The following is a 17,819-nucleotide window of genomic DNA, read 5'->3' as shown; positions in this document are numbered from 1 at the left end:
ATACTGTTTTCAGGAAACTTAATAAAAATTAATGAATTCATTTAAAGTAAAAAAAGAGCCTTTTAGAAGCTCTTTATTCTTCTTCGGAACGGTCCTTGAAAATTTCCGAATAAGAAATAAAATAATCCTTATAAACGGTCACCTTAATTCGCTGAGGACTGTCATAGATGGCCGGAATCCAAGGGTTTTTCACAAAATTATAGGAAAGGATCACCTGTTTAACCGGGTCAATCACCCAGTATTCCTTTACGCCGGCAGCCATATAAATGTTCATTTTTTCAAGATAAGCCACTTCCATGTTTTCCTCGGACGCAATTTCCACCACCCACGCTGGAAAGCTCTCATCCTTAATTTGCATGGCAATCTCTGGTCTTAAAATGGTGTTCGGCAACACTTCCGCATCGATAACGAGCGGGTCGTGGGGCATGGCCAGCTTATCCAACGGCCTGTGGGTCAGCACATATCTGCTGGAAGCGGCGTGCAGATAGCGTACGATATCCTTATGCGCTTCATCAAGCTCTGGTTTTTCATAGGCCACGCCGTTAATAATCTCAGAGTTTTCACCCTTCAGGGCATCCTCATTACCTTTTTCCAATCTTAATAGTCTTGTCATATTGATTCGCTCCTTAGTATTGATACCTTGCTGAATTATTATCATTTCGGTTTATTCATTATAGCACTTTCTACCAAACTATTATACCAAATTATGGCGGGTTTTAACATTAAATGCTGCCAATATCGGATTGTATTTAACAATCAGGGGGCAGGCAAATGTTATCGCGAAGAAACAAAGCGTTAAGGAGAGGCCTGTTAAGTTAAAAGTTGATAGTGGAGTTATGGTACAAACTGCCACTGGCAGATTTGATTTCTAAATCACTTTTACGTTAACAAAAGCGTTCATAAACTATCAACTGTCAACTATTTTTCAGTCTTCTTCCTTAATCCGGCTGATTTCGGATTCCAGTTCTTTTTTGAGGAGGATCAGCTGGATCAGGTCTTCCTGCTCAGAGAGATCCTCAAAATCGCGCTCGTAGGCTACTGCCTTGTCGGCCTGGTCAAGCTTGTATAAATTGTCGATATTGTCGAGAATGCTGTTAACCGTGCTGGACTTCATCTTGAACAGCTTCTGGGCCTGCTGGATCTCGTCGCGGATGGCGGACATTTCCTGGTCCAGACCAATGACAGAATCAGCGGTATTGTGAAGCCGGGCCTTAAGGGCTTCTGGCAGCTTTTCCTTGTATTTATAGCTGAGGGAGTGCTCGATGATAGACCAGAAATTCATGGCCAGTGTGCGGATCTGGATTTCCGCATATATTTCTCTGTAGCCAAGAGCACAGAAAACCGGGTAGCGGATGATCAGATGATAGCTCTGGTAGCCGCTCTCCTTGGGCGTTCCACAGCCCGATTGCAGGCTGGACTGGTCCTCCCCCTCCATATAGTTTTTAACATCCACAATGCGCAGATCTTTTCCATCGCGCTCATGGATAATATCGACCACCTCGTAGATATCCTCCACAAACTGGCAGATGATGCGGATACCGGCAATGTCTTTAATGTTTGTCTCGAGATCTTCGACGTCAAAGCCGTATTTATTGATTTTTTCAAGAATGCTTGAAACGGTTTTCACCCTGCCTCGAACCGACTCGATGGGGGAATTCTCTCCCAGTGTCATCGATTGGTTTTTCAGGCTGTTAAATTTCAGGACCAGCTCATCCACTGCCTGTCTGTATGGAATGAGAAACTCCTGCCAGTATTGTGTACTCAATACAATCACCTCTGGTTTCACAACTTCATAACAGACTGCCGGAAAACGAATTTCCTGACAGTCTGTTATCTAATCTATTTTACAATAACGGGCCCCATTTTGCACGTATTATTTCCTGTTTTTCATGAAAATTTTTTCCCTGCCACAGGCCCTCATAGCGCATGCGTTCCTCCAGGCTCTCTTTGATCTTCCACCAGCTGGTGTTCCAGTTGGTGATGACGCTGTCCGCCTCCGGTGCCCGGCCAATTATGCGCTGAACGACTATATCCGGCCGCAGATGCGTAAGGAACAAAAGACACCGCTCAATGTATTCTTCCTTGGGAAAAAGGCTGATTTCACCCTTTAAATACATCTCTGCGAGGACAGTGCCCTTCTCCACATACAGCGCGTGGCATTTGACAAAATCTGACCCAGCGGCAGAGACCACGCCAGCGGTTTCCACAACATCGTCCCTGTCGTCCCAGGGCAGGTCCAAAATCACATGGGTACAGAGCTGAAGCCCATGGTTTTTGACAGCTACAGCCGCCTCGATATAGTCGGACAGGCTGTGACCCCGGTTCAATATTTTAAGGGTTTTATAGTTGGCGGTCTGCAGGCCAAGCTCAATGGATACGTCCAGCTGCTTTTCCTGCTGGAAGCGGCTTAAGAAATCCAGCTGCTCGCTGCTCAGACAGTCGGGTCTTGTGGAGATGGCCACACCAGCAATACCCTCTCCATCACCCACTGCCTCACGCACCCAGCGCTCAAGCTGGAATGCGCTGCAGTAGGTATTGGTAAAGCTTTGAAAGTAGGGAATAAATAATTTGGCCTTATAGCGCTTTGCGATGTAGGCCCGGTTTTTTTCCACCTGCTCGGCCACGCTCAGGGTATCCGACAGGGTTTCATTGCCGCCGCCCTTGGCGCCGCAGTAAATACAGCCACCCTTTCCTGCAGTGCCATCGCGGTTTGGGCAGGAAACCGGCACGTTGACAGGTAGCTTATAAACCTTGCTGCCATAACGTTCTCTGAGCCATTGTGAATAAACCCTGTAAAGCGATTGCTCTTCCATGGTAGTTCCTCCAATTTTTGACAAAATAAAAAAGACGCCCGCAGTTTTACCAGCAAATCCTGGGAGCGCCTTCTCATTTCTTACAGATAATTTTTCACGCAATCTGGAACTGTGCTCTCTTCGCAGCTCAGGCTAAGCACAAATTTGATATCCTGTTTTTTCTGGATTTTGTCCAGTTTTTCAAGGATTCCGGAAATATCTTCCGGACCATCTGCATCAAGAATTCTCAGTAAATTATCGATATAAACAACATCGACGTCATAATTTCCGGCGATTACTCCACTGATAAAACCGTAAAGCTCATCTTCCCCTTTAATTTCAAAATCTTCGGAATTAATAAAACGAATTTTGGTATCAACAGTCACTCTGTATTTGTCTCTGTCGTTGATGAACAGGATATCGCCTTTTGCAGAACCAACCTCAGCATTGGCCATATCGATCATTTTTTTAGTCTTTCCGCTTCCCTTTGCTCCATATACAAATTCAATCATTTAAGACACCTACTTTCTATGTTGTTATTAACATTATACAGGTGAAAACGATAAAATACAATCCCTTTTCTCCATATTTTAATTATATTATTTTCACAAATAAGAGAAAATATTTTACCACATCTCCACTTTAATTTTCTCACATTAATCTTAATCTGAGCTTGCAAATGTTTATGATACCGAAAACTTTTTCTTCTGTCAACCTTTTGGCGCAAATTCTTTTTATGGCTAGCTTTTTTATCCATAAAAAAGAAAACCAGAAAACGAACGATCTTCCTTTTCTTTCAAAAATGGTAAGGTGCTACTTTTTTATTAAAAAACAGCGTTTCATCTCTAAAATCCCACCTTATAAAAGAAATTTATCATTAATTATGTTTTAAAGGTGCATAAAGTATGCTATAATCCATCTATAAGTATGAAAAGTGAGGTCAGAAATTTGGAATCCATTAAAGAGTACAGTGAGCTAGTGAGTCTTTTCGATAAACAACTGCAATTTGCCCAGAATATCCAAAAGAAAATCATTCCGCAACCCAGTGAGTTTGTATCGGATACGTATCACCTTTACGCGATGCTCAAGCCTTTCCGCAAAGTCGGCGGCGATTTTTACGATTTCCACAATCTGGATGAAGACAAGATCAGCCTGATTCTGGCCGACGCTACCGGACATGGCATCGACGCGGCCATGATCACCAGCATGGTCAAGCTGATTTATTCCTATGCCATGGAAAACGAGCTGGTGCGTGAGCACCCCAGTATGCTCATGCAGCGCATGGAGCGCGACATCGAAAAACAGCTGACATCCACCTATTTCAGTGCCTTTGCGCTGGTTCTGGATCCTGGTGCCAATGCACTCCGCTACGCAAACGCCGGCCATCCCTCGGCAATTCTGGTAGGCGATGACATCACACTGCTCAAACCAAGCCTGCCCCTTGTCGGGTTGCACCAGCTCATGTCCAGCATTAACTATCAGGACATCACGGTTCCGTTTAAAAACGGCGATAAGTTTATCATCTTTACTGACGGGCTCATCGATGCGCAGAATACCAGCAATGAGCTTTTTTCCATGGAGCGCCTGACCGAGATTGTAAAAAAGCATATGACCCATCCCATCAACACCATCTGCCAGGAAATCCTGAAAGAGTACAACCTGTTTACCGAGGGCACCGACGATATGGACGACGTTTGCCTGCTGGGTATCGAGTATGACGACTGAGTATTTCTGACGAAATTCTGAACAAATATTAACAATTTATGACGATTCGCTGTTTCTAATGGAACTCTAATAAAAGCCAGCTAGAATAGACTTAACCGAAACGTAAGACTATGAAGAAGGAGGCGGAATCAGATGAATCGCAGCAAAAAAGTTTTAATCCTGACCTGTTCCCACGGATCAGGCCACAAAATGGTGTCCGCAGCCCTTAAGGACGCCTTTGAACAGAAGGGCTGCACCGCTGTTGTTCGTGATCTGTTCAATGAGACCAACCGGCTCGTCAATACCATTATCGAAAAATCCTATCTCCTTTCCTATAATATCGGCAGCACCTTTTACAAAAAAATGTACTACGATATGGAAAGGGATGCTCACAGCAAATTCATATACAGACTCTGGACACTGACCGAAAAAACTCTGCTGGACATGGTGGAAGATATCCACCCCGACTGCATTGTCAACACTTATCCCTATACGGTTTCTTCCATACTGAAGCAGGCTCATTATCCGGACATCCCGGTTTACACAGTGGTCACAGACTTCTGCATACCGGCTGCCTGGCAGCATGAGGACACCGACAAATTTTACGTTGCCTGTCAGAATGTGGAGGATCATCTGATGGACTACGGTATTCCCGCAGAACGCATTTTAAAGACCGGTATTCCGATCCGGGAAGCCTTTTACGGCCACTACGACCGTCACCGGCTCCAGGAAAAATACCACCTGGACCCGGACAAGCGCACCCTGATCATCTGCGCCGGCACCTACGGCGTGGTCAAAAACCTCAAAGCAATCTGCGAGAAGGCCGACAGCCTGCATAACCTCCAGACCATTGTGGTCTGCGGAAAAAACAAATCCCTTTATAAGGAGCTGTCTGCAGCCTCCTTCAAAAACACACAGATTTTCGGCTTTGTCTCAGACATTCACGAGCTCTACTGCTGCGGTGATTTTACGATGACCAAGCCTGGCGGTATTACCCTGAGTGAAGCGGTAACGACCCGCATGCCGCTGATCCTGCACAACCCGGTACCGGGCCAGGAGGGCGAAAACGCCGAATGGTTTAAGAAATGCGGCGCGGCCATCATTACCCACACCACCACAGAGCTCCTCGTCGCCATTGAGGCCTTAAAGGACAATGAAGTCAAGCAGTACGCCATGAAGAGTGCCCTGCGTAAGATGTATTATGGCCACTCAGCCGAACGCATTGTCGATGATATTCTGGAACAGCTGCCATTTTCCGAGCCGGCATTGCCCTTTGAAGAAAACATGCTTTTCCTTTTAAAAGAAAATTAAAAACGGAAGGTCTGGATCCTCATTCCAGCCTTCCATTTTTTTATGAAAACTTTTTAAGCTCTTCAAAAAGCTTGTTGATATCAATGGGCTTGACCAGGTAGCCATTCATGCCAGCCTTTATAGCCAGACGGCGGTCCTCCTCAAAGGCGTTGGCCGTCATGGCAATGATGGGCACTGTTTTGGCGTCACTGCGGTCCAGCTCCCGGATCGCCCTTGTAGCGCTAAGTCCATCCATTACCGGCATCCGGATATCCATCAGCACCGCGTGGTAAAAATCCAGAGGCCGGTCTGCAAATTTGTCAACCGCCTCCTGACCGTTTTCTGCGGTGTCCACGCACACGCCCTGCATTTCCATCAGCGTTTTAGCGATTTCAAGATTCAACTCATTATCCTCCACCAGCAGCACTTGGAGTCCGTCCAGGCTGGAGACCGACTGCCGCTGCTCTCTGCGCTCATGGGGCTCAATGTTGAGGTGCAGGAGGGTGTCATAGATCACTGACTGGAACAGCGGCTTGGAGATAAAGTTATTGGCGCCTGCCTGTCGTGCTTCCTCCTCAATATCGCTCCAGTCATAGGCGGAAATGATGATAATGGTTGTGTCCGGCCCAACAATCTTCCGAATCTGGCGGGTGGTCTCGACGCCGTCCATATCCGGCATCAGCCAGTCGATCATAGCCACGTCGTAGGTACAGCCCGCCTCCATCATCTTTTGTACCTCATCGAGGGCCCGGGCGCCGGAATCGACCCAGACCGGCGAGATACCAATATTCGACATAATGGCAGCCGTCTGCTCGCCGATCATGGCGTCATCGTCTACTACCAGCACTCGGATATCCTTCAGGGCATCTTCAGTCATACGGCGCCGTTTTTCTTCCTCGGTGTCGTAGACTGGCTCCAGAGGCACACTCAGCTCAAAGGTGGTGCCGCAGTTCTTTTCGCTGGTCACCGCAATGGTGCCGCCCATGAGCTGGATAATGTTATAGACAATGGACAGCCCCAGCCCGGTGCCGATCTTGTTTCGGGCTGTTCCAGGGTTCTCCTGCTCAAAGGGCTGGTAAATCTTCTTCATAAATTCCTCAGACATTCCAATGCCTGTATCGCTCACGCTGAGCCCAAGGTACGCCAGCCCATTTTCACGCTTCAGCTCCCGAATATCCACAGTAATCCTGCCGCCGGGTGTTGTGAACTTCACAGCGTTGGAGAGCAGGTTCATCATGATCTGGTTCAGACGCAGCTCATCACCGATGTAAAAACGCTCCATGGGCTCATGATGGTGGACCACAAAGTCAATCCCACGCTCCCTGGTCTGGGGATAGATGATGGTATTGATCTCATTGATAAACTCGGAGAAATCAAACTTCCGCTTGGCTAAGACAATCTTTCCGCTCTCGATCTTTGACATGTCCAGTATGTCGTTGATCAGAGTCAGGAGATAGCGCGATGAAGAATCGATCTTTTCAAAGCAATCCCGAACACGGTTGGGCGCGCCAGCCTTAAGCTGGCCGATAGTGCTCATGCCAATGATGGCGTTCATGGGAGTGCGGATATCGTGGCTCATGCGGGATAAGAACTCTGACTTGGCCTTGTTGGCCGCCTCAGCGGAAGTCAGCGCGTCCCTCAGCAGCCTTTCCTGCCTGGCCTTTTCAGCCCGCTGCTCATCCAGCACCTTCATGAGGCCAATGACCAGCATGTCGTCACTGTAGGGATTATCAACCCGGATCACATAGAGTGAAATCCAGTGGTATTCGCCATCGTCCCCCAGCATCTGCATTTCCATATAGAGCTCACGCTCACCCTCCTCATACCGCCGCATCAGCGCTTCTCTGGAAAAGCGGTGGCCGAAGTCCTCCTGGTAAGAGGGGTACACCCTCCCCATAGTAATGTCCACCATATCGTCATAACGGCCCTTTTCGTCATATCTGACAATGTTCTTTTCCTGAATAAAACATTCATAGTTGTTCTGAGACAGATTGATGCTCATGATGAGCGGATAAGCCGTACAGATAGCTGCCCGCAGCGACCGGTTCTCAATGAGCTGCTCCTGCTCCCGTTCCATCTGGAGCATGCGTGTTTCGGTAATATCGTTGAAAACCGCTTGGATAACCTCCTCGCCGTTGCTGTTTTCAAGGCGTTCCATGGACACGCTCACAAAGCACTGCTCGCCATTTTTGCGTCGCCCCTCCCGTTCATAAAAAACACCGCCGCCGTTTTGAGAAATCTCATCAATGATTTGCCTGAATTTATTCCGCTCATCTTCGATCATAGAGATAAAGGGATCGCTTACGGTCTGCCAGTATTCTGCCTCACTGTAGCCGTAGATTTCCCAGGCCCGGCGGTTAGCATTGATGATTTTATGCTCGGGACTGGTGGTAAACTGGATGATACCGCAAGGCACAGTGTTGTAAAGCTGAGTCAGAAAATCAGCCTGGCGCTTATTCTCAATACTGGCCTGCTGGATCAGCATATCCTGTTTTTTTCGATGTGTGATGTCTGTCACCAGACAGTAAATTACCTTCTCACCGTCGCGGTCAATGACTCCCTTTCCAATATCCAGAACCCATATGACGCTGCCGTCTGACCGCCTGATTGGGTACTCAACCGAATAGGTCTCATTCTTATCCACACAGCTCTTAATATCATCATAGACCCGCGTATATGCATCTGCATCCACTGGCGCCATTGTCTCTCCGCCGATGGCTTCAACCATCTGCGCCTCGCTTTCGTAGCCATAGAGCTGGCATAGCCCGTCACTGACCCATTTGATACTGTAACCTTCGTCCAGATGGCAAATGGCCATTCCGCCCGGCAGCTGGGACATCATGAGCTCAATCTGCTGGTTCTTTTCCTGCAGCAGCTCCTGCAAATTGTCGTAGGCCTCCTTGGCGGCCCTGACCGGGAACAGCTCATCGTCCTCTATGGCCGAAAACGGGATTGAGTTGTGGATATGCATACACTTCAGCTCGCCGTCCATACGCTTGAACACAAAGGTACAGCGCTGCTGTTCCCGCATGCTGGTCCCTGAGCCCTCCACGGTCTCGATCCGGCTGACGCACTCGCAGATGTAACCGTCCTCTGAGATCTCCTCCACCACATATTCCTCTTCTGTCATAATGCAGGGGATCAAGTCACCCTGCCCCTCCCTGAAGCAGGCGGCCACCGCCTCAGCCCCCTCTGCCTTCTGCATCTCACCGCCGCCCAGCCATACGATATTGGGCGCAAAGGTGGATATTAAAAACTCAACATCACACTCACAGAAATAACGCCTGAGTATTTTATCGGCAAAGGCGATAATTTCTCTTTTTTCTTCTGTTGTCACAGGATTTCCTCTCCTTATAACAGACTGCCCATACCGGCAGACTGCCCTTTTTTCTCGATACCTTAATCAATTTTATCGATTAATCCAAAGGTCCAAAAAGCTCCTCAAAAATGCTGTCCACAGCCTCCCGGCTCCGGCGTTCGAGCTCCTGGTACTTTGCCAGAAGCGCCTCCCCCTCCGGGGTCAGACAGGCACTGCCGCCGTTCCTTCCGCCCTGCTGGCGTTTTGTCACCTTGTAGCCGAGCTCCTCCTCCATGGTGTTGATCATTTTCCAGCCCTTGCTGTAGGAGATGCCCATCTGCTCACAGGCCATCCGGACCGAATCTGTCCGCTTGATCTGCATGAGCAGCTCGGCCGGCCCCGGCCCAAAGAAAATCCGCTTTCTGGCCAACCGCAGCTTAAGGGCCGGGTGCAGCGCGGCATCATGCCCCTGCGCCTCCCGATCCACTGATTGTTCTTCCCGATTCATCCCATACCCTCCAATGGTAAAAAGATTTATTCTTTTATTATATCATGGTTTTGTGCCTTTTTGTCAAAAGCTTGGGATTTATCATAAAAAAGACACACTGAAAATTTCAGTGTGTCAGGCAATTTTTGTTTTTATTCCACATCCACTTCTTTCAAATCCGTCTCTGCCCGCATTTCACCAGCGCTCTGGTCCAGATTTTTCTGATCCTTGTTGAGAATCAGAACTGACGCGATAATGATTACGCCGCCGATAATCTGGTTAAGAGTTGGCATGGTACCGTAGAGCACCACACCTACGATGATCGTCACTATTGGCAGGAAATTCATGAACAGATTGGAAAAGGTCACGCCAATGTTTTTGATCGCGTAGATGTTCAGGAAGTAAGCAAAGGTTGAGTTGAATACGCCGAGGATCACTAAATCAAGAATCACCTCTGGCCGAACCAAATCGCCTAAGGCCACCGGATACAGAAACAGGAAGGGCAGCGTCGTCACCGCGCCCACCACAGCCTGGTAGTTCAGAACAACGGTTTTCTCATATTTGTCCGATACCTTATCAGCCAGAAAGCAGTAGATAACCCAGGAAATAATGCTCAGCAGGCAGATGGCATAGCCCATAAAATTGGTTTCTGCCAGGTCGCTGGGATTAATGCCCATGAGGATGTACACGCCCACCAGGGATACTACAACCGCCAGGATACTCAGCTTTGTCTTTTTACGCTTGAAGAAAACAAAGTCAATCATCAGTGAGAACACTGCCGCAAAGCCAAAGAGCAGCGAGGAGACCGTTGCGCCGATGTACTTAACGCTCATAACTGTAAAGACATGGAAGAAGGTACAGCCCACAAGGCCGGAGAGGATCACCATGAGGATATCCTTTTTCTCAATGCGCATGTCCATCTTTTTAAACAGGTTGTACAGTGTGAACAGCACCGTCATGATGGTAAACTGGAAGGCCACAATCACTGTGGGGTGCATGTACTTGACAATGACATCCCGCGCGATGTAGGATACGCCGTAGATGATGATGACCACGGCCATGGCAATAAAGCCAAGGTTGCGTTTACTTTTCATCATGCCACCTCATCGTTTGATGGCTTTCGCTTTTTCAAACGCGCTGTCTGCAATGGCGTCGATTTTGTCACATACGGCTGCGTCCAGCAGCGTGACGTCTTTCACCTGTTCCAGGAGCTCAACCGCCCGCTCGGCACATTTTTCAAGCATGTCTTTTCCGCCATCCTTCTGCCAGGATTTCCAGTTGCCGCGTTCAGTCAGGTCGCCGATCCACAGCTCTTTTCTGAAATTTTTGGCAGTGTGCTTGGCGTTCAAGTAGCTGCCGCCGTGTCCGGTTTTGCGGATATTGTCCAGAGCGATGCGCTTGTCGCTGAAATCCAGGCCGCGCACCAGGCGTCTGAGCTGAGACATGCATTCATTGGAGTAGGGCAGGTCTGCGTAGTCGACCACCAGATCGATATCCAGCTGCATGGACACCAGAAAATCAGTGGTGAGAGCGCCGACGGTTCCCACCATACCAGTTTCAAAGCCTGCCTGGGCGTCGAGGAGCTTGGCGTCACGCAGGTTGGTGGGCATTTTGGTCGGCAGGTCCAGATAGCGGCCCAGCTCGGCCATGATGCTCTTCATGATGGCAGTCTCTGGCGAGGACATGGACACGCTCATGGTCTGCATATCCATGCTGCGGACATAGCTGGAGTAGAGCACCGATACGCCCGGACGCACCAGCTGGGTCAGGGCGATGCCTGCCAGGGTTTCCGCGTGGGTGTGGATGATGGCGCTCTCGATGGTAATGGGCGAGGAAATCCCCAGGATACCGCCAGAGCTGATGACCGACGGCGCGTTCAGGCGGCTGGCCTCCATAAGAACATTCAGAGGATTTTCATCCAGCTTCATCGGCGGCGAGGTCAGCACCCAGAAAGAAATAAACGGGCGGTCCTCAAAGGCGATGTCGCCGCCCAGAGCCAGCTGCGCCATTTCCACAGCGTCGCGCACGCCCTCCTTGCCGACAGCCCCGCCGGTAATGTGCTTGGTGGTATTTTTAATGGTACCCGCCCAGGTATACCAGTCTGAGCTCTCCAATGGTACGTCCTGAGGTGTGATCAGGCCGCTGGCAATGCTCACATTGTCCATGATCTCGAGGAGCTTTGTCAGGTCGGTCAAATCCTGGTCAGTTGCCGGGCGCTTTTCCCTGGTGTGGGGGTCAATGACCGAGGTAGCCATGGTCATGGCTGCCAGTGAGGGCAGTGCTTCATTAACCTTGACGTCGTTCTTCGGGTCTCTGCCATAAAGGGTAAAAGCGTCCCGCTTGGGCACTGTTTTCAGGGCGTCCTCAATAATCTTTCTTGGGATTTTGACAATCTCACCCTCAACGGTGGCGCCTGCCTGCCTGAAATAATCTCTGGCTTCCTCGGCGCAAAGCTCGATGCCCATGTCCTCCAGAAGCTCCAGAGCCAGATTATGAACGTATTCCAGATCCTTATTGCTTAAATATCGTAATTCCGGTCGCATATTTTTACCCCCTATGCACTCAATAATTCTTTACAGAAAACCACCGCGGCTCCTGCGTCCTCGGCGTAGCCGTCCGCGCCGATTTCTTTTGCAAATTCATCACTGACCGGCGCGCCGCCCACGATCACTCTGGCCCCCGCTTTGCTTTCCTTCAGCACCTTCACAGTTTCACGCATGGCCGGCATAGTGGTGGTCAACAGGGCGGATATAGCAATGATGTCCGCATCCTTTCCAGCCTCCAGGAAATTCTCCGCCGCCTGGTCAATGCCAATATTCACCACCTCAAATCCAGAGCTCTCAAGCATCATGGCCACCAGATCCTTGCCGATGTCGTGCAGGTCGCCCTCCACCGTACCGATAACAATCTTGCCCAGCGTGGTCACATCACCGGCCTGGAGCTGTGGTTTCAGATGCTTTAAACCAAGCTGCATGGTCTCAGCGCACAGCAGTACCTCAGGCACATAGAGCTCTCCGCTTGCCATCAGCGGCCCTACCTGGTTCATGCCCTCGATGAGCGCGTCCGACACAATCTCCTTAGGCGATACGCCTGCTTCCACGGCCTCGTCAATCATTTCAACAATCTCTTCATCTTCCCCTTCAAGTACCAGTTCTCTGATTTTTTCAATATAGTTTTCCATGTTTTTCTCTCCCTTATTTTCCCTTATTTTTATACAAGCAGGCCCTTCCGATGGGCTTTTAAATACTTCCGGCATCCCTTATCCCGGTTCAGAAGCGCCTCACCAGCAGTGATCATGCTCATCATCCTGGCGTTCTTCGGGTCAAGCACCGCGCCGTCCAGGCCTTCAGCCATGCACATGGCCAGATAGGTCCGGTTGAGCAGTCCCCGCTCCGGTATGCCAAAGGAAATATTGCTGAGTCCGCACATAAAGTGCACCTCCGGATAACGCTCCCTGAGCGCCCGGATGGTCCGCAGCGCCACATTGCCCATATCTGCGCCGGTACTCACCGGCTGGATCAGCGGGTCAATGTAAATGTCCCCGATGGGCACACCGTCCTCTGCCAGCTGCTCGATGAGCCGGCAGCCAATGCCGATCCGTACCTCCGCATCAGGGCTGATACCGTTGGTGTCGTCGATGAGCAGCGCCACGATCCTGGCCTGGTATTCCTGCACCAGACCGATCATTTCCTGATACCGGCCCGCCTCCGCGGTGATGGAATTAATCATCGGCACCCCCTTGTGCAGTGCCAGCGCTGCCTTCAGCGCAGCCGGGTCCGGGCTGTCAATACAGCAGGGCCTGTCGACGGCCTGCTGAACCGTTTCGACCAGCCAGGGCAGCGCTGCCACCTCCTCATCAACCAGCGTGCCGCAGTTCACGTCAATGTAATCTGCCCCCAGCTCTGCCTGCGAAACCGCAAGCTCCTGAATGGCCTCCGCATTGCGCTCCCGCACAAATTCGGTGACCCCCTTCAGACTGGTGTTAATCTTTTCTCCAACAATGATCAACGAATGTTCCCCTCCCTTTTCGTAAATTATTTGATTTGTTGGTATTATAATATCACCATTTCAGAGCTTTGATTTTTGCATAATCCTGCTATCTATGGCTTGATCCTGCTATTATTTCGATTTACCTGCTTCTTAAGGGAAAATTTCAGGCAGATTTCAGCTTTTTCAGTATTTTTTCCAGTATCTCCTTGAGCTCAGAAGAGTCCGGCGTATAATAATCCGCTCCGATATCCGCGGCAAAGGCCTCAGTCACTGGCGCGCCGCCCACAAAAACAATTAGATTTTTTCGTAAATTTTCTTTTTCCAGACGCTGGATTACTGCCTTCATTTGGTTGATGGTGGTGGTGAGCAGCGCGGACATCATGAGGATCTGAGGCTTTTCCTTGAGCACTCCCTGCACAAATTTTTCCGCGGACACGTCAATGCCCAGGTCAATGATTTCCACGCCCAGGGTAGACACCACAATCTTGATGATGTTCTTTCCAATGTCGTGCAGGTCGCCCGAGACGGTGCCAATCATGACCCTGACCTGTTTATTTTTTACATCGGCCTCAAGATAAGGCTTAATGGTCTTGAGCCCGGCCTGCACTGCCCGCGTGGAGAGGATAACCTCAGGCACCAGCAGCTCGGCCTCCCGAAATTTTTCCGCCACCAGCTCAATGCCCTGAATCAGCCCGTCGTTCAGGATTTTTTCCGGCGGATAAAGCTGGGCCAACGCCTCTCTTGTCAGATCCACCACATCCCTGGTCTCGCCTTCCATTATGGCTTTGTTAATCGCTTTATAATAATCCATTGCTTACCCTCCTTTATTTTCATTTCTGTTTTTCTCTATTCAATAAAGCGGTTACGGTATTCCCTCGGGGTAACCCCCAGGTATTTTTTAAACACTTTTGAAAAATAGCCCGGCGACTTAAAGCCGCAGTGCGCAGCGATCTCCCTCAGGGTAAGCTCCCGCTTTTCCATGAGCCGAACTGAATTTTCCACGCGTACCCGTGTGATATAGTCGTTCACTGTATAGTTAAAGGTTTCCTTAAACAGATGGCTGAGGTAGGAATCGCTGAGGCCCACCTCTGCGGCGAGGTCCTCGATTCTCAGCGCCTCCCGGTAATGGGCGCCGATATACTCCCGCACGGCTTTCAGGACACTGCGGTGGGAGGTCTCGCCCAAAATAAAGATATCCTCCATAAACTCATCCACCATAGTGCTGACCCGGTCAAAGAGTACCTCCACCTCCCGGATACCAGCCGCCTCCATAAAGAGCTTCTCGTTCTGCATGACGGCGATATGGCTGTCCAGTCCTGCCTCCACAATGGCCCGGGACACCAGCGCCATAAACTCCAGCACCCTCACCTTGACCCGGTCCGGGCTGTAATTTGACAGCACGTAGATGTCGGTCAGAAAGCCAGGCAGTGCCCGGGACACTTTGTCCCGCTGGCCGGTGCGGATGGCTTGTAAAAGCATCTTCTCCTTTTTGAGATGGCGGTCGTAGTCAAAGGGGTCCTCCAGAAACTTGTTTTTCCGCTCGTCCATATGGTTCAGGATCACATTGCGCCAGGCCTCGGTTTTCAGCCGTTCATCGTACCCTCCGGCATTAGCCTTGGACAGGTAATTGAGGATGGCCTGCAGCATATCGGCTACGGACTGGCTTTTGTGAGGCGAGAGCACCTTGAGCTTTCTGGCTTTCTCACACAAAAGGCCAAAGTTTTCAATGTCCTGGTTCATCTCTTCCAGCTCCTCAATGAAAAACGCGTCAATCTCCCACAGCAGCACCTGACCGCAGATCAGGCAGCCCACGCTCTGCTCCTCCACGATGATGGGCACTGCCCACATGACTAAACCCGCGTGACACCTGAAAAAATAGGGCTCCTTCCACTTTGCAGCCTCTTGGCAGGCCTGCTGGTAGGAGGCTGTACACGCGCCGTCGTTGCAGGATCGGACATATCCGCAAAATTCACATTCCTGCAGGTTCTCAAGCTCCAGGAATACCTCGCCCTCGGGATCAATCCCTTTTAAATACAGGCCTGTGGCATTTGAAAAACATTCCAGCATATAGCGCGTATACTTTTCATCTAAAAATTCAAACCCTTTCATTTCATTCCCCTTTGCGCTGTAATCGTTACGCCCATTATACCAGAAATTTCATAAAAAAACCGGAGACGCAGTATTTTACATCCCCGGCCCCTTATTCTACCATCTCCAAATATATAGCCATTGTTATGGCAGGGCAGCACATTAAGCCCCCACCCTTTGGCCAGGGCCGCCAGATCGCCAATCCACCTGTAAAATTTTTACATTCTGTAAACCGCCTTCTATGACTTACTGCGCCAGTATAGAGGCATAAAAAACGACTTTCACAGTTTGGGATTGACAAAAGCCCTGGTCGCCGATACAATGGTCAAAGCGAATCATTATTTTTCTGCCGAATAGCAAAGGAGGCCCCATGAACAAACAAAAGCTGCTCTTTGCCCTGGCCATGCTTATTTTTGGGAGTATCGGCCTCTTTGTCCGTACCCTGCCCTTCACCTCAAGCCAGATCGCTCTGGCCCGGGGACTCATCGGGAGCGCCTTTCTTTTTGCGTCCAGTTTCATTCTTAAAAAGGGGCTTTCCTTTAAACGTATCCAAAGTAACCTTAAAGTTTTGCTCCCATTAGGCATCATGCTTGGCTTTAACTGGATCCTGCTTTTCCAGGCCTACCGGTACACCAGCATCGCCAACGCCACTGTCAGTTATTACTGCGCTCCGGTCATTGTCATGCTGCTGACGCCTGTGGTATTTAAAGAGTCCCTGACCCGTACAAATGTGCTCTGTATCTTCGCTGCCATGGCTGGTATGGTCTGCATATCCGGCGCGGGCGGCACACTGGATCGTCAGAACCTGATCGGCATTGCCTACGGCTTTGGCGGCGCTGTCTTTTACGCGGCCATTGTCCTGACCAACAAATTTTTAAAGGATATCTCGGATTTTGAAAGCGCCTTTACCCAGCTGTTTATCGCAGCTCTGGCGCTTCTGCCCTATGTTCTGCTCACGGACGGCATCCGTCTCACAGGGGCCTCAGCAGTTACTGTTATGCTGCTGATTCTTGTGGGCGTGGTGCATACTGGCTTCAGCTATCTTCTGTACTTTGCCTCCCTGCCCCGGCTGGATAGCCGTACTATCGCCACTTTCAGCTATATCGATCCCATCTCCGCTATTTTGCTTTCAAGCCTCTTCCTCGCCGAGCCTATGACCCTGATACAGGCTGCTGGGGCTGTGCTCATATTGGGCGCGACTCTGGTAAACGAGCTGATAGGCATGCGAAACGCCAGAGCCTGACTTTAAACCTTAAAAAGAAGTCCCAGAGACTTCTTTTTAATGCCATATCTCACAATGGTCAAACTGCTGGTCCGGGTACTCAATAACCCCAAGCCCCAGCTCTCTGGCTACCCAGGCCACCTCGTCACAGGGCACCCCGGGGCAGTACAGGTCGGCCGCGTGACCAGACAGATGCCAGGAGTTTTCAATGCCGCCCACCTCCGCGTTGCGCCTTTCACAGCGAACGCCTGAGGTAATGATGATGGGCCGGTTAAAATAACACCGCAGCGCCTCAATTTTCTCTAAAAGCTCCGGATCCATATCCGCAGGCCAGCCGTCACAGTAGCCCGCGCAGTCACAGGCGTACTCGTCCATAAGAAAGTGCGCCGATGCCCAGGGGCCGTTGGTGAGGATGGGGTCCTCGGGCAGCGGGTGGTCGATGACTGCCCCATCCTGAGGCGTTTCGGTCTCTGGTGCAATCTCCTGCTGAGTCTTCGGGAACATCTGCTCATTTACCGGCCCTGCCTGAAAGCTGCTTAAAAATATGCTGCTGGCCACAGTAACTACTATGGCCACTAATATAATAAAAATACGTTTATGCACTCTTTTCATTTAATCTCCTTTTCTGCTGCTGCGCGGCGGGTTTGCCATTCCATATAAAAAAGGGGGCTTTCGCCCCTTTTTTATTCTACGGCCACGTCGGTGGTAGTGGTATCCACACGCTTGGCGCCGGACAGCTGGGCCAGCGCAAAGCCGTCGGGCTCAAAGACACCGGTGGCTACAATGCCAGCGGCAGCGGTTTTTATCTCCGCATCGGTAATGCCCTCCCGGTAGTCGGGAATGGTCATTCGGTGCTCTTTGCCGCTCGCGGTGGTAAAAACTAAATTCAGGTCTTTTTTGATGGTTACTGCCATGGTTTATCTCCTTTTCCTGTTAAAACTTGAATCC

Annotated in this window: 17 protein-coding genes; 3 read left to right on the top strand and 14 right to left on the bottom strand. The window is 50.1% G+C overall.

Features of this window, described 5'->3' with window-relative positions:
* Nucleotides 1-73: 73 nt before the first annotated feature.
* From FYJ53_RS03710 to FYJ53_RS03695, 4 genes are all read right to left on the bottom strand, one after another.
* Nucleotides 74-613: a Uma2 family endonuclease gene (locus tag FYJ53_RS03710; RefSeq protein WP_013381964.1), complete on the bottom strand. Its 540-nt coding sequence runs from the start codon at nt 611-613 to the stop codon at nt 74-76.
* Between the two features lie 312 nt (nt 614-925).
* Nucleotides 926-1,774, bottom strand: coding sequence for a GTP pyrophosphokinase family protein (locus FYJ53_RS03705; protein WP_371720318.1), 849 nt, complete (start codon nt 1,772-1,774; stop codon nt 926-928).
* 70 nt (nt 1,775-1,844) lie between these two features.
* Nucleotides 1,845-2,813, bottom strand: coding sequence for a TIGR01212 family radical SAM protein (locus FYJ53_RS03700; protein ID WP_073381925.1), 969 nt, complete (start codon nt 2,811-2,813; stop codon nt 1,845-1,847).
* A gap of 80 nt (nt 2,814-2,893) precedes the next feature.
* Nucleotides 2,894-3,304 carry a hypothetical protein gene (locus FYJ53_RS03695; RefSeq protein ID WP_013381967.1) on the bottom strand — a complete coding sequence of 137 codons (411 nt, stop codon included), beginning with the start codon at nt 3,302-3,304 and terminating at the stop codon, nt 2,894-2,896.
* A 436-nt stretch (nt 3,305-3,740) separates the two neighbouring features.
* Here FYJ53_RS03695 and FYJ53_RS03690 point away from each other — a divergent pair, with 436 nt between their 5' ends.
* Together FYJ53_RS03690 and FYJ53_RS03685 are read left to right on the top strand one after the other, a co-directional pair.
* Nucleotides 3,741-4,517 carry a PP2C family protein-serine/threonine phosphatase gene (locus FYJ53_RS03690; RefSeq protein WP_227930054.1) on the top strand — a complete coding sequence of 259 codons (777 nt, stop codon included), beginning with the start codon at nt 3,741-3,743 and terminating at the stop codon, nt 4,515-4,517.
* A gap of 132 nt (nt 4,518-4,649) precedes the next feature.
* Nucleotides 4,650-5,807 carry a glycosyltransferase gene (locus FYJ53_RS03685; protein ID WP_154557001.1) on the top strand — a complete coding sequence of 386 codons (1,158 nt, stop codon included), beginning with the start codon at nt 4,650-4,652 and terminating at the stop codon, nt 5,805-5,807.
* A gap of 40 nt (nt 5,808-5,847) precedes the next feature.
* On the opposite strand, the gene FYJ53_RS03680 is transcribed toward FYJ53_RS03685, so the two are convergent.
* From FYJ53_RS03680 to FYJ53_RS03645, 8 genes are all read right to left on the bottom strand, one after another.
* Entirely contained in the window at nt 5,848-9,123 is a 3,276-nt protein-coding gene (locus tag FYJ53_RS03680; protein WP_083591067.1) for a PAS domain-containing hybrid sensor histidine kinase/response regulator, read from the bottom strand.
* 79 nt (nt 9,124-9,202) lie between these two features.
* A complete protein-coding gene (locus tag FYJ53_RS03675; protein WP_073381933.1) occupies nt 9,203-9,592 on the bottom strand; it encodes a winged helix-turn-helix domain-containing protein in 390 nt (129 codons plus the stop codon).
* A 131-nt stretch (nt 9,593-9,723) separates the two neighbouring features.
* Nucleotides 9,724-10,668, bottom strand: coding sequence for a DMT family transporter (locus FYJ53_RS03670; protein ID WP_227930052.1), 945 nt, complete (start codon nt 10,666-10,668; stop codon nt 9,724-9,726).
* 6 nt (nt 10,669-10,674) lie between these two features.
* Nucleotides 10,675-12,114 (bottom strand): trimethylamine methyltransferase family protein, encoded by a 1,440-nt coding sequence (locus tag FYJ53_RS03665; RefSeq protein ID WP_073381936.1) that lies wholly within the window; start codon nt 12,112-12,114, stop codon nt 10,675-10,677.
* Nucleotides 12,115-12,125: 11 nt separating this feature from the next.
* Complete coding sequence (locus FYJ53_RS03660) at nt 12,126-12,752, bottom strand: B12-binding domain-containing protein (protein WP_073381938.1); 627 nt, start codon at nt 12,750-12,752, stop codon at nt 12,126-12,128.
* Between the two features lie 29 nt (nt 12,753-12,781).
* A complete protein-coding gene (locus FYJ53_RS03655; RefSeq protein ID WP_073381940.1) occupies nt 12,782-13,579 on the bottom strand; it encodes a dihydropteroate synthase in 798 nt (265 codons plus the stop codon).
* Between the two features lie 145 nt (nt 13,580-13,724).
* Complete coding sequence (locus FYJ53_RS03650) at nt 13,725-14,372, bottom strand: corrinoid protein (protein ID WP_013381977.1); 648 nt, start codon at nt 14,370-14,372, stop codon at nt 13,725-13,727.
* Between the two features lie 35 nt (nt 14,373-14,407).
* Nucleotides 14,408-15,670 (bottom strand): PocR ligand-binding domain-containing protein, encoded by a 1,263-nt coding sequence (locus FYJ53_RS03645; protein WP_073381942.1) that lies wholly within the window; start codon nt 15,668-15,670, stop codon nt 14,408-14,410.
* Nucleotides 15,671-16,019: 349 nt separating this feature from the next.
* Here FYJ53_RS03645 and FYJ53_RS03640 point away from each other — a divergent pair, with 349 nt between their 5' ends.
* Nucleotides 16,020-16,892 (top strand): DMT family transporter, encoded by an 873-nt coding sequence (locus FYJ53_RS03640; protein ID WP_013381980.1) that lies wholly within the window; start codon nt 16,020-16,022, stop codon nt 16,890-16,892.
* A gap of 36 nt (nt 16,893-16,928) precedes the next feature.
* On the opposite strand, the gene FYJ53_RS03635 is transcribed toward FYJ53_RS03640, so the two are convergent.
* A complete protein-coding gene (locus FYJ53_RS03635; RefSeq protein WP_073381945.1) occupies nt 16,929-17,483 on the bottom strand; it encodes a D-Ala-D-Ala carboxypeptidase family metallohydrolase in 555 nt (184 codons plus the stop codon).
* Between the two features lie 71 nt (nt 17,484-17,554).
* Entirely contained in the window at nt 17,555-17,785 is a 231-nt protein-coding gene (locus tag FYJ53_RS03630) for a DUF2922 domain-containing protein (RefSeq protein ID WP_013381982.1), read from the bottom strand.
* Nucleotides 17,786-17,819 lie beyond the last annotated feature (34 nt).

The sequence above is a fragment of the Eubacterium sp. BL-380-WT-2B genome, from assembly GCF_009696115.1.
Classification (GTDB): Bacteria; Bacillota; Clostridia; order Eubacteriales; family Eubacteriaceae; genus Eubacterium; species Eubacterium callanderi.
The sequence above is the reverse complement of the archived record's forward strand: the minus strand, read 5'-3'. Positions and strand labels throughout refer to the sequence as shown.

What these genes read in the sequence shown, in the direction of transcription:
- FYJ53_RS03710 (WP_013381964.1), bottom strand. Translation starts at nt 613, where the DNA reads ATGACAAGACTATTAAGATTGGAAAAAGGTAATGAGGATGCCCTGAAG.
- FYJ53_RS03700 (WP_073381925.1), bottom strand. Translation starts at nt 2,813, where the DNA reads ATGGAAGAGCAATCGCTTTACAGGGTTTATTCACAATGGCTCAGAGAA.
- FYJ53_RS03695 (WP_013381967.1), bottom strand. Translation starts at nt 3,304, where the DNA reads ATGATTGAATTTGTATATGGAGCAAAGGGAAGCGGAAAGACTAAAAAA.
- FYJ53_RS03685 (WP_154557001.1), top strand. Translation starts at nt 4,650, where the DNA reads ATGAATCGCAGCAAAAAAGTTTTAATCCTGACCTGTTCCCACGGATCA.
- FYJ53_RS03675 (WP_073381933.1), bottom strand. Translation starts at nt 9,592, where the DNA reads ATGAATCGGGAAGAACAATCAGTGGATCGGGAGGCGCAGGGGCATGAT.
- FYJ53_RS03670 (WP_227930052.1), bottom strand. Translation starts at nt 10,668, where the DNA reads ATGATGAAAAGTAAACGCAACCTTGGCTTTATTGCCATGGCCGTGGTC.
- FYJ53_RS03665 (WP_073381936.1), bottom strand. Translation starts at nt 12,114, where the DNA reads ATGCGACCGGAATTACGATATTTAAGCAATAAGGATCTGGAATACGTT.
- FYJ53_RS03660 (WP_073381938.1), bottom strand. Translation starts at nt 12,752, where the DNA reads ATGGAAAACTATATTGAAAAAATCAGAGAACTGGTACTTGAAGGGGAA.
- FYJ53_RS03650 (WP_013381977.1), bottom strand. Translation starts at nt 14,372, where the DNA reads ATGGATTATTATAAAGCGATTAACAAAGCCATAATGGAAGGCGAGACC.
- FYJ53_RS03645 (WP_073381942.1), bottom strand. Translation starts at nt 15,670, where the DNA reads ATGAAAGGGTTTGAATTTTTAGATGAAAAGTATACGCGCTATATGCTG.
- FYJ53_RS03640 (WP_013381980.1), top strand. Translation starts at nt 16,020, where the DNA reads ATGAACAAACAAAAGCTGCTCTTTGCCCTGGCCATGCTTATTTTTGGG.
- FYJ53_RS03635 (WP_073381945.1), bottom strand. Translation starts at nt 17,483, where the DNA reads ATGAAAAGAGTGCATAAACGTATTTTTATTATATTAGTGGCCATAGTA.
- FYJ53_RS03630 (WP_013381982.1), bottom strand. Translation starts at nt 17,785, where the DNA reads ATGGCAGTAACCATCAAAAAAGACCTGAATTTAGTTTTTACCACCGCG.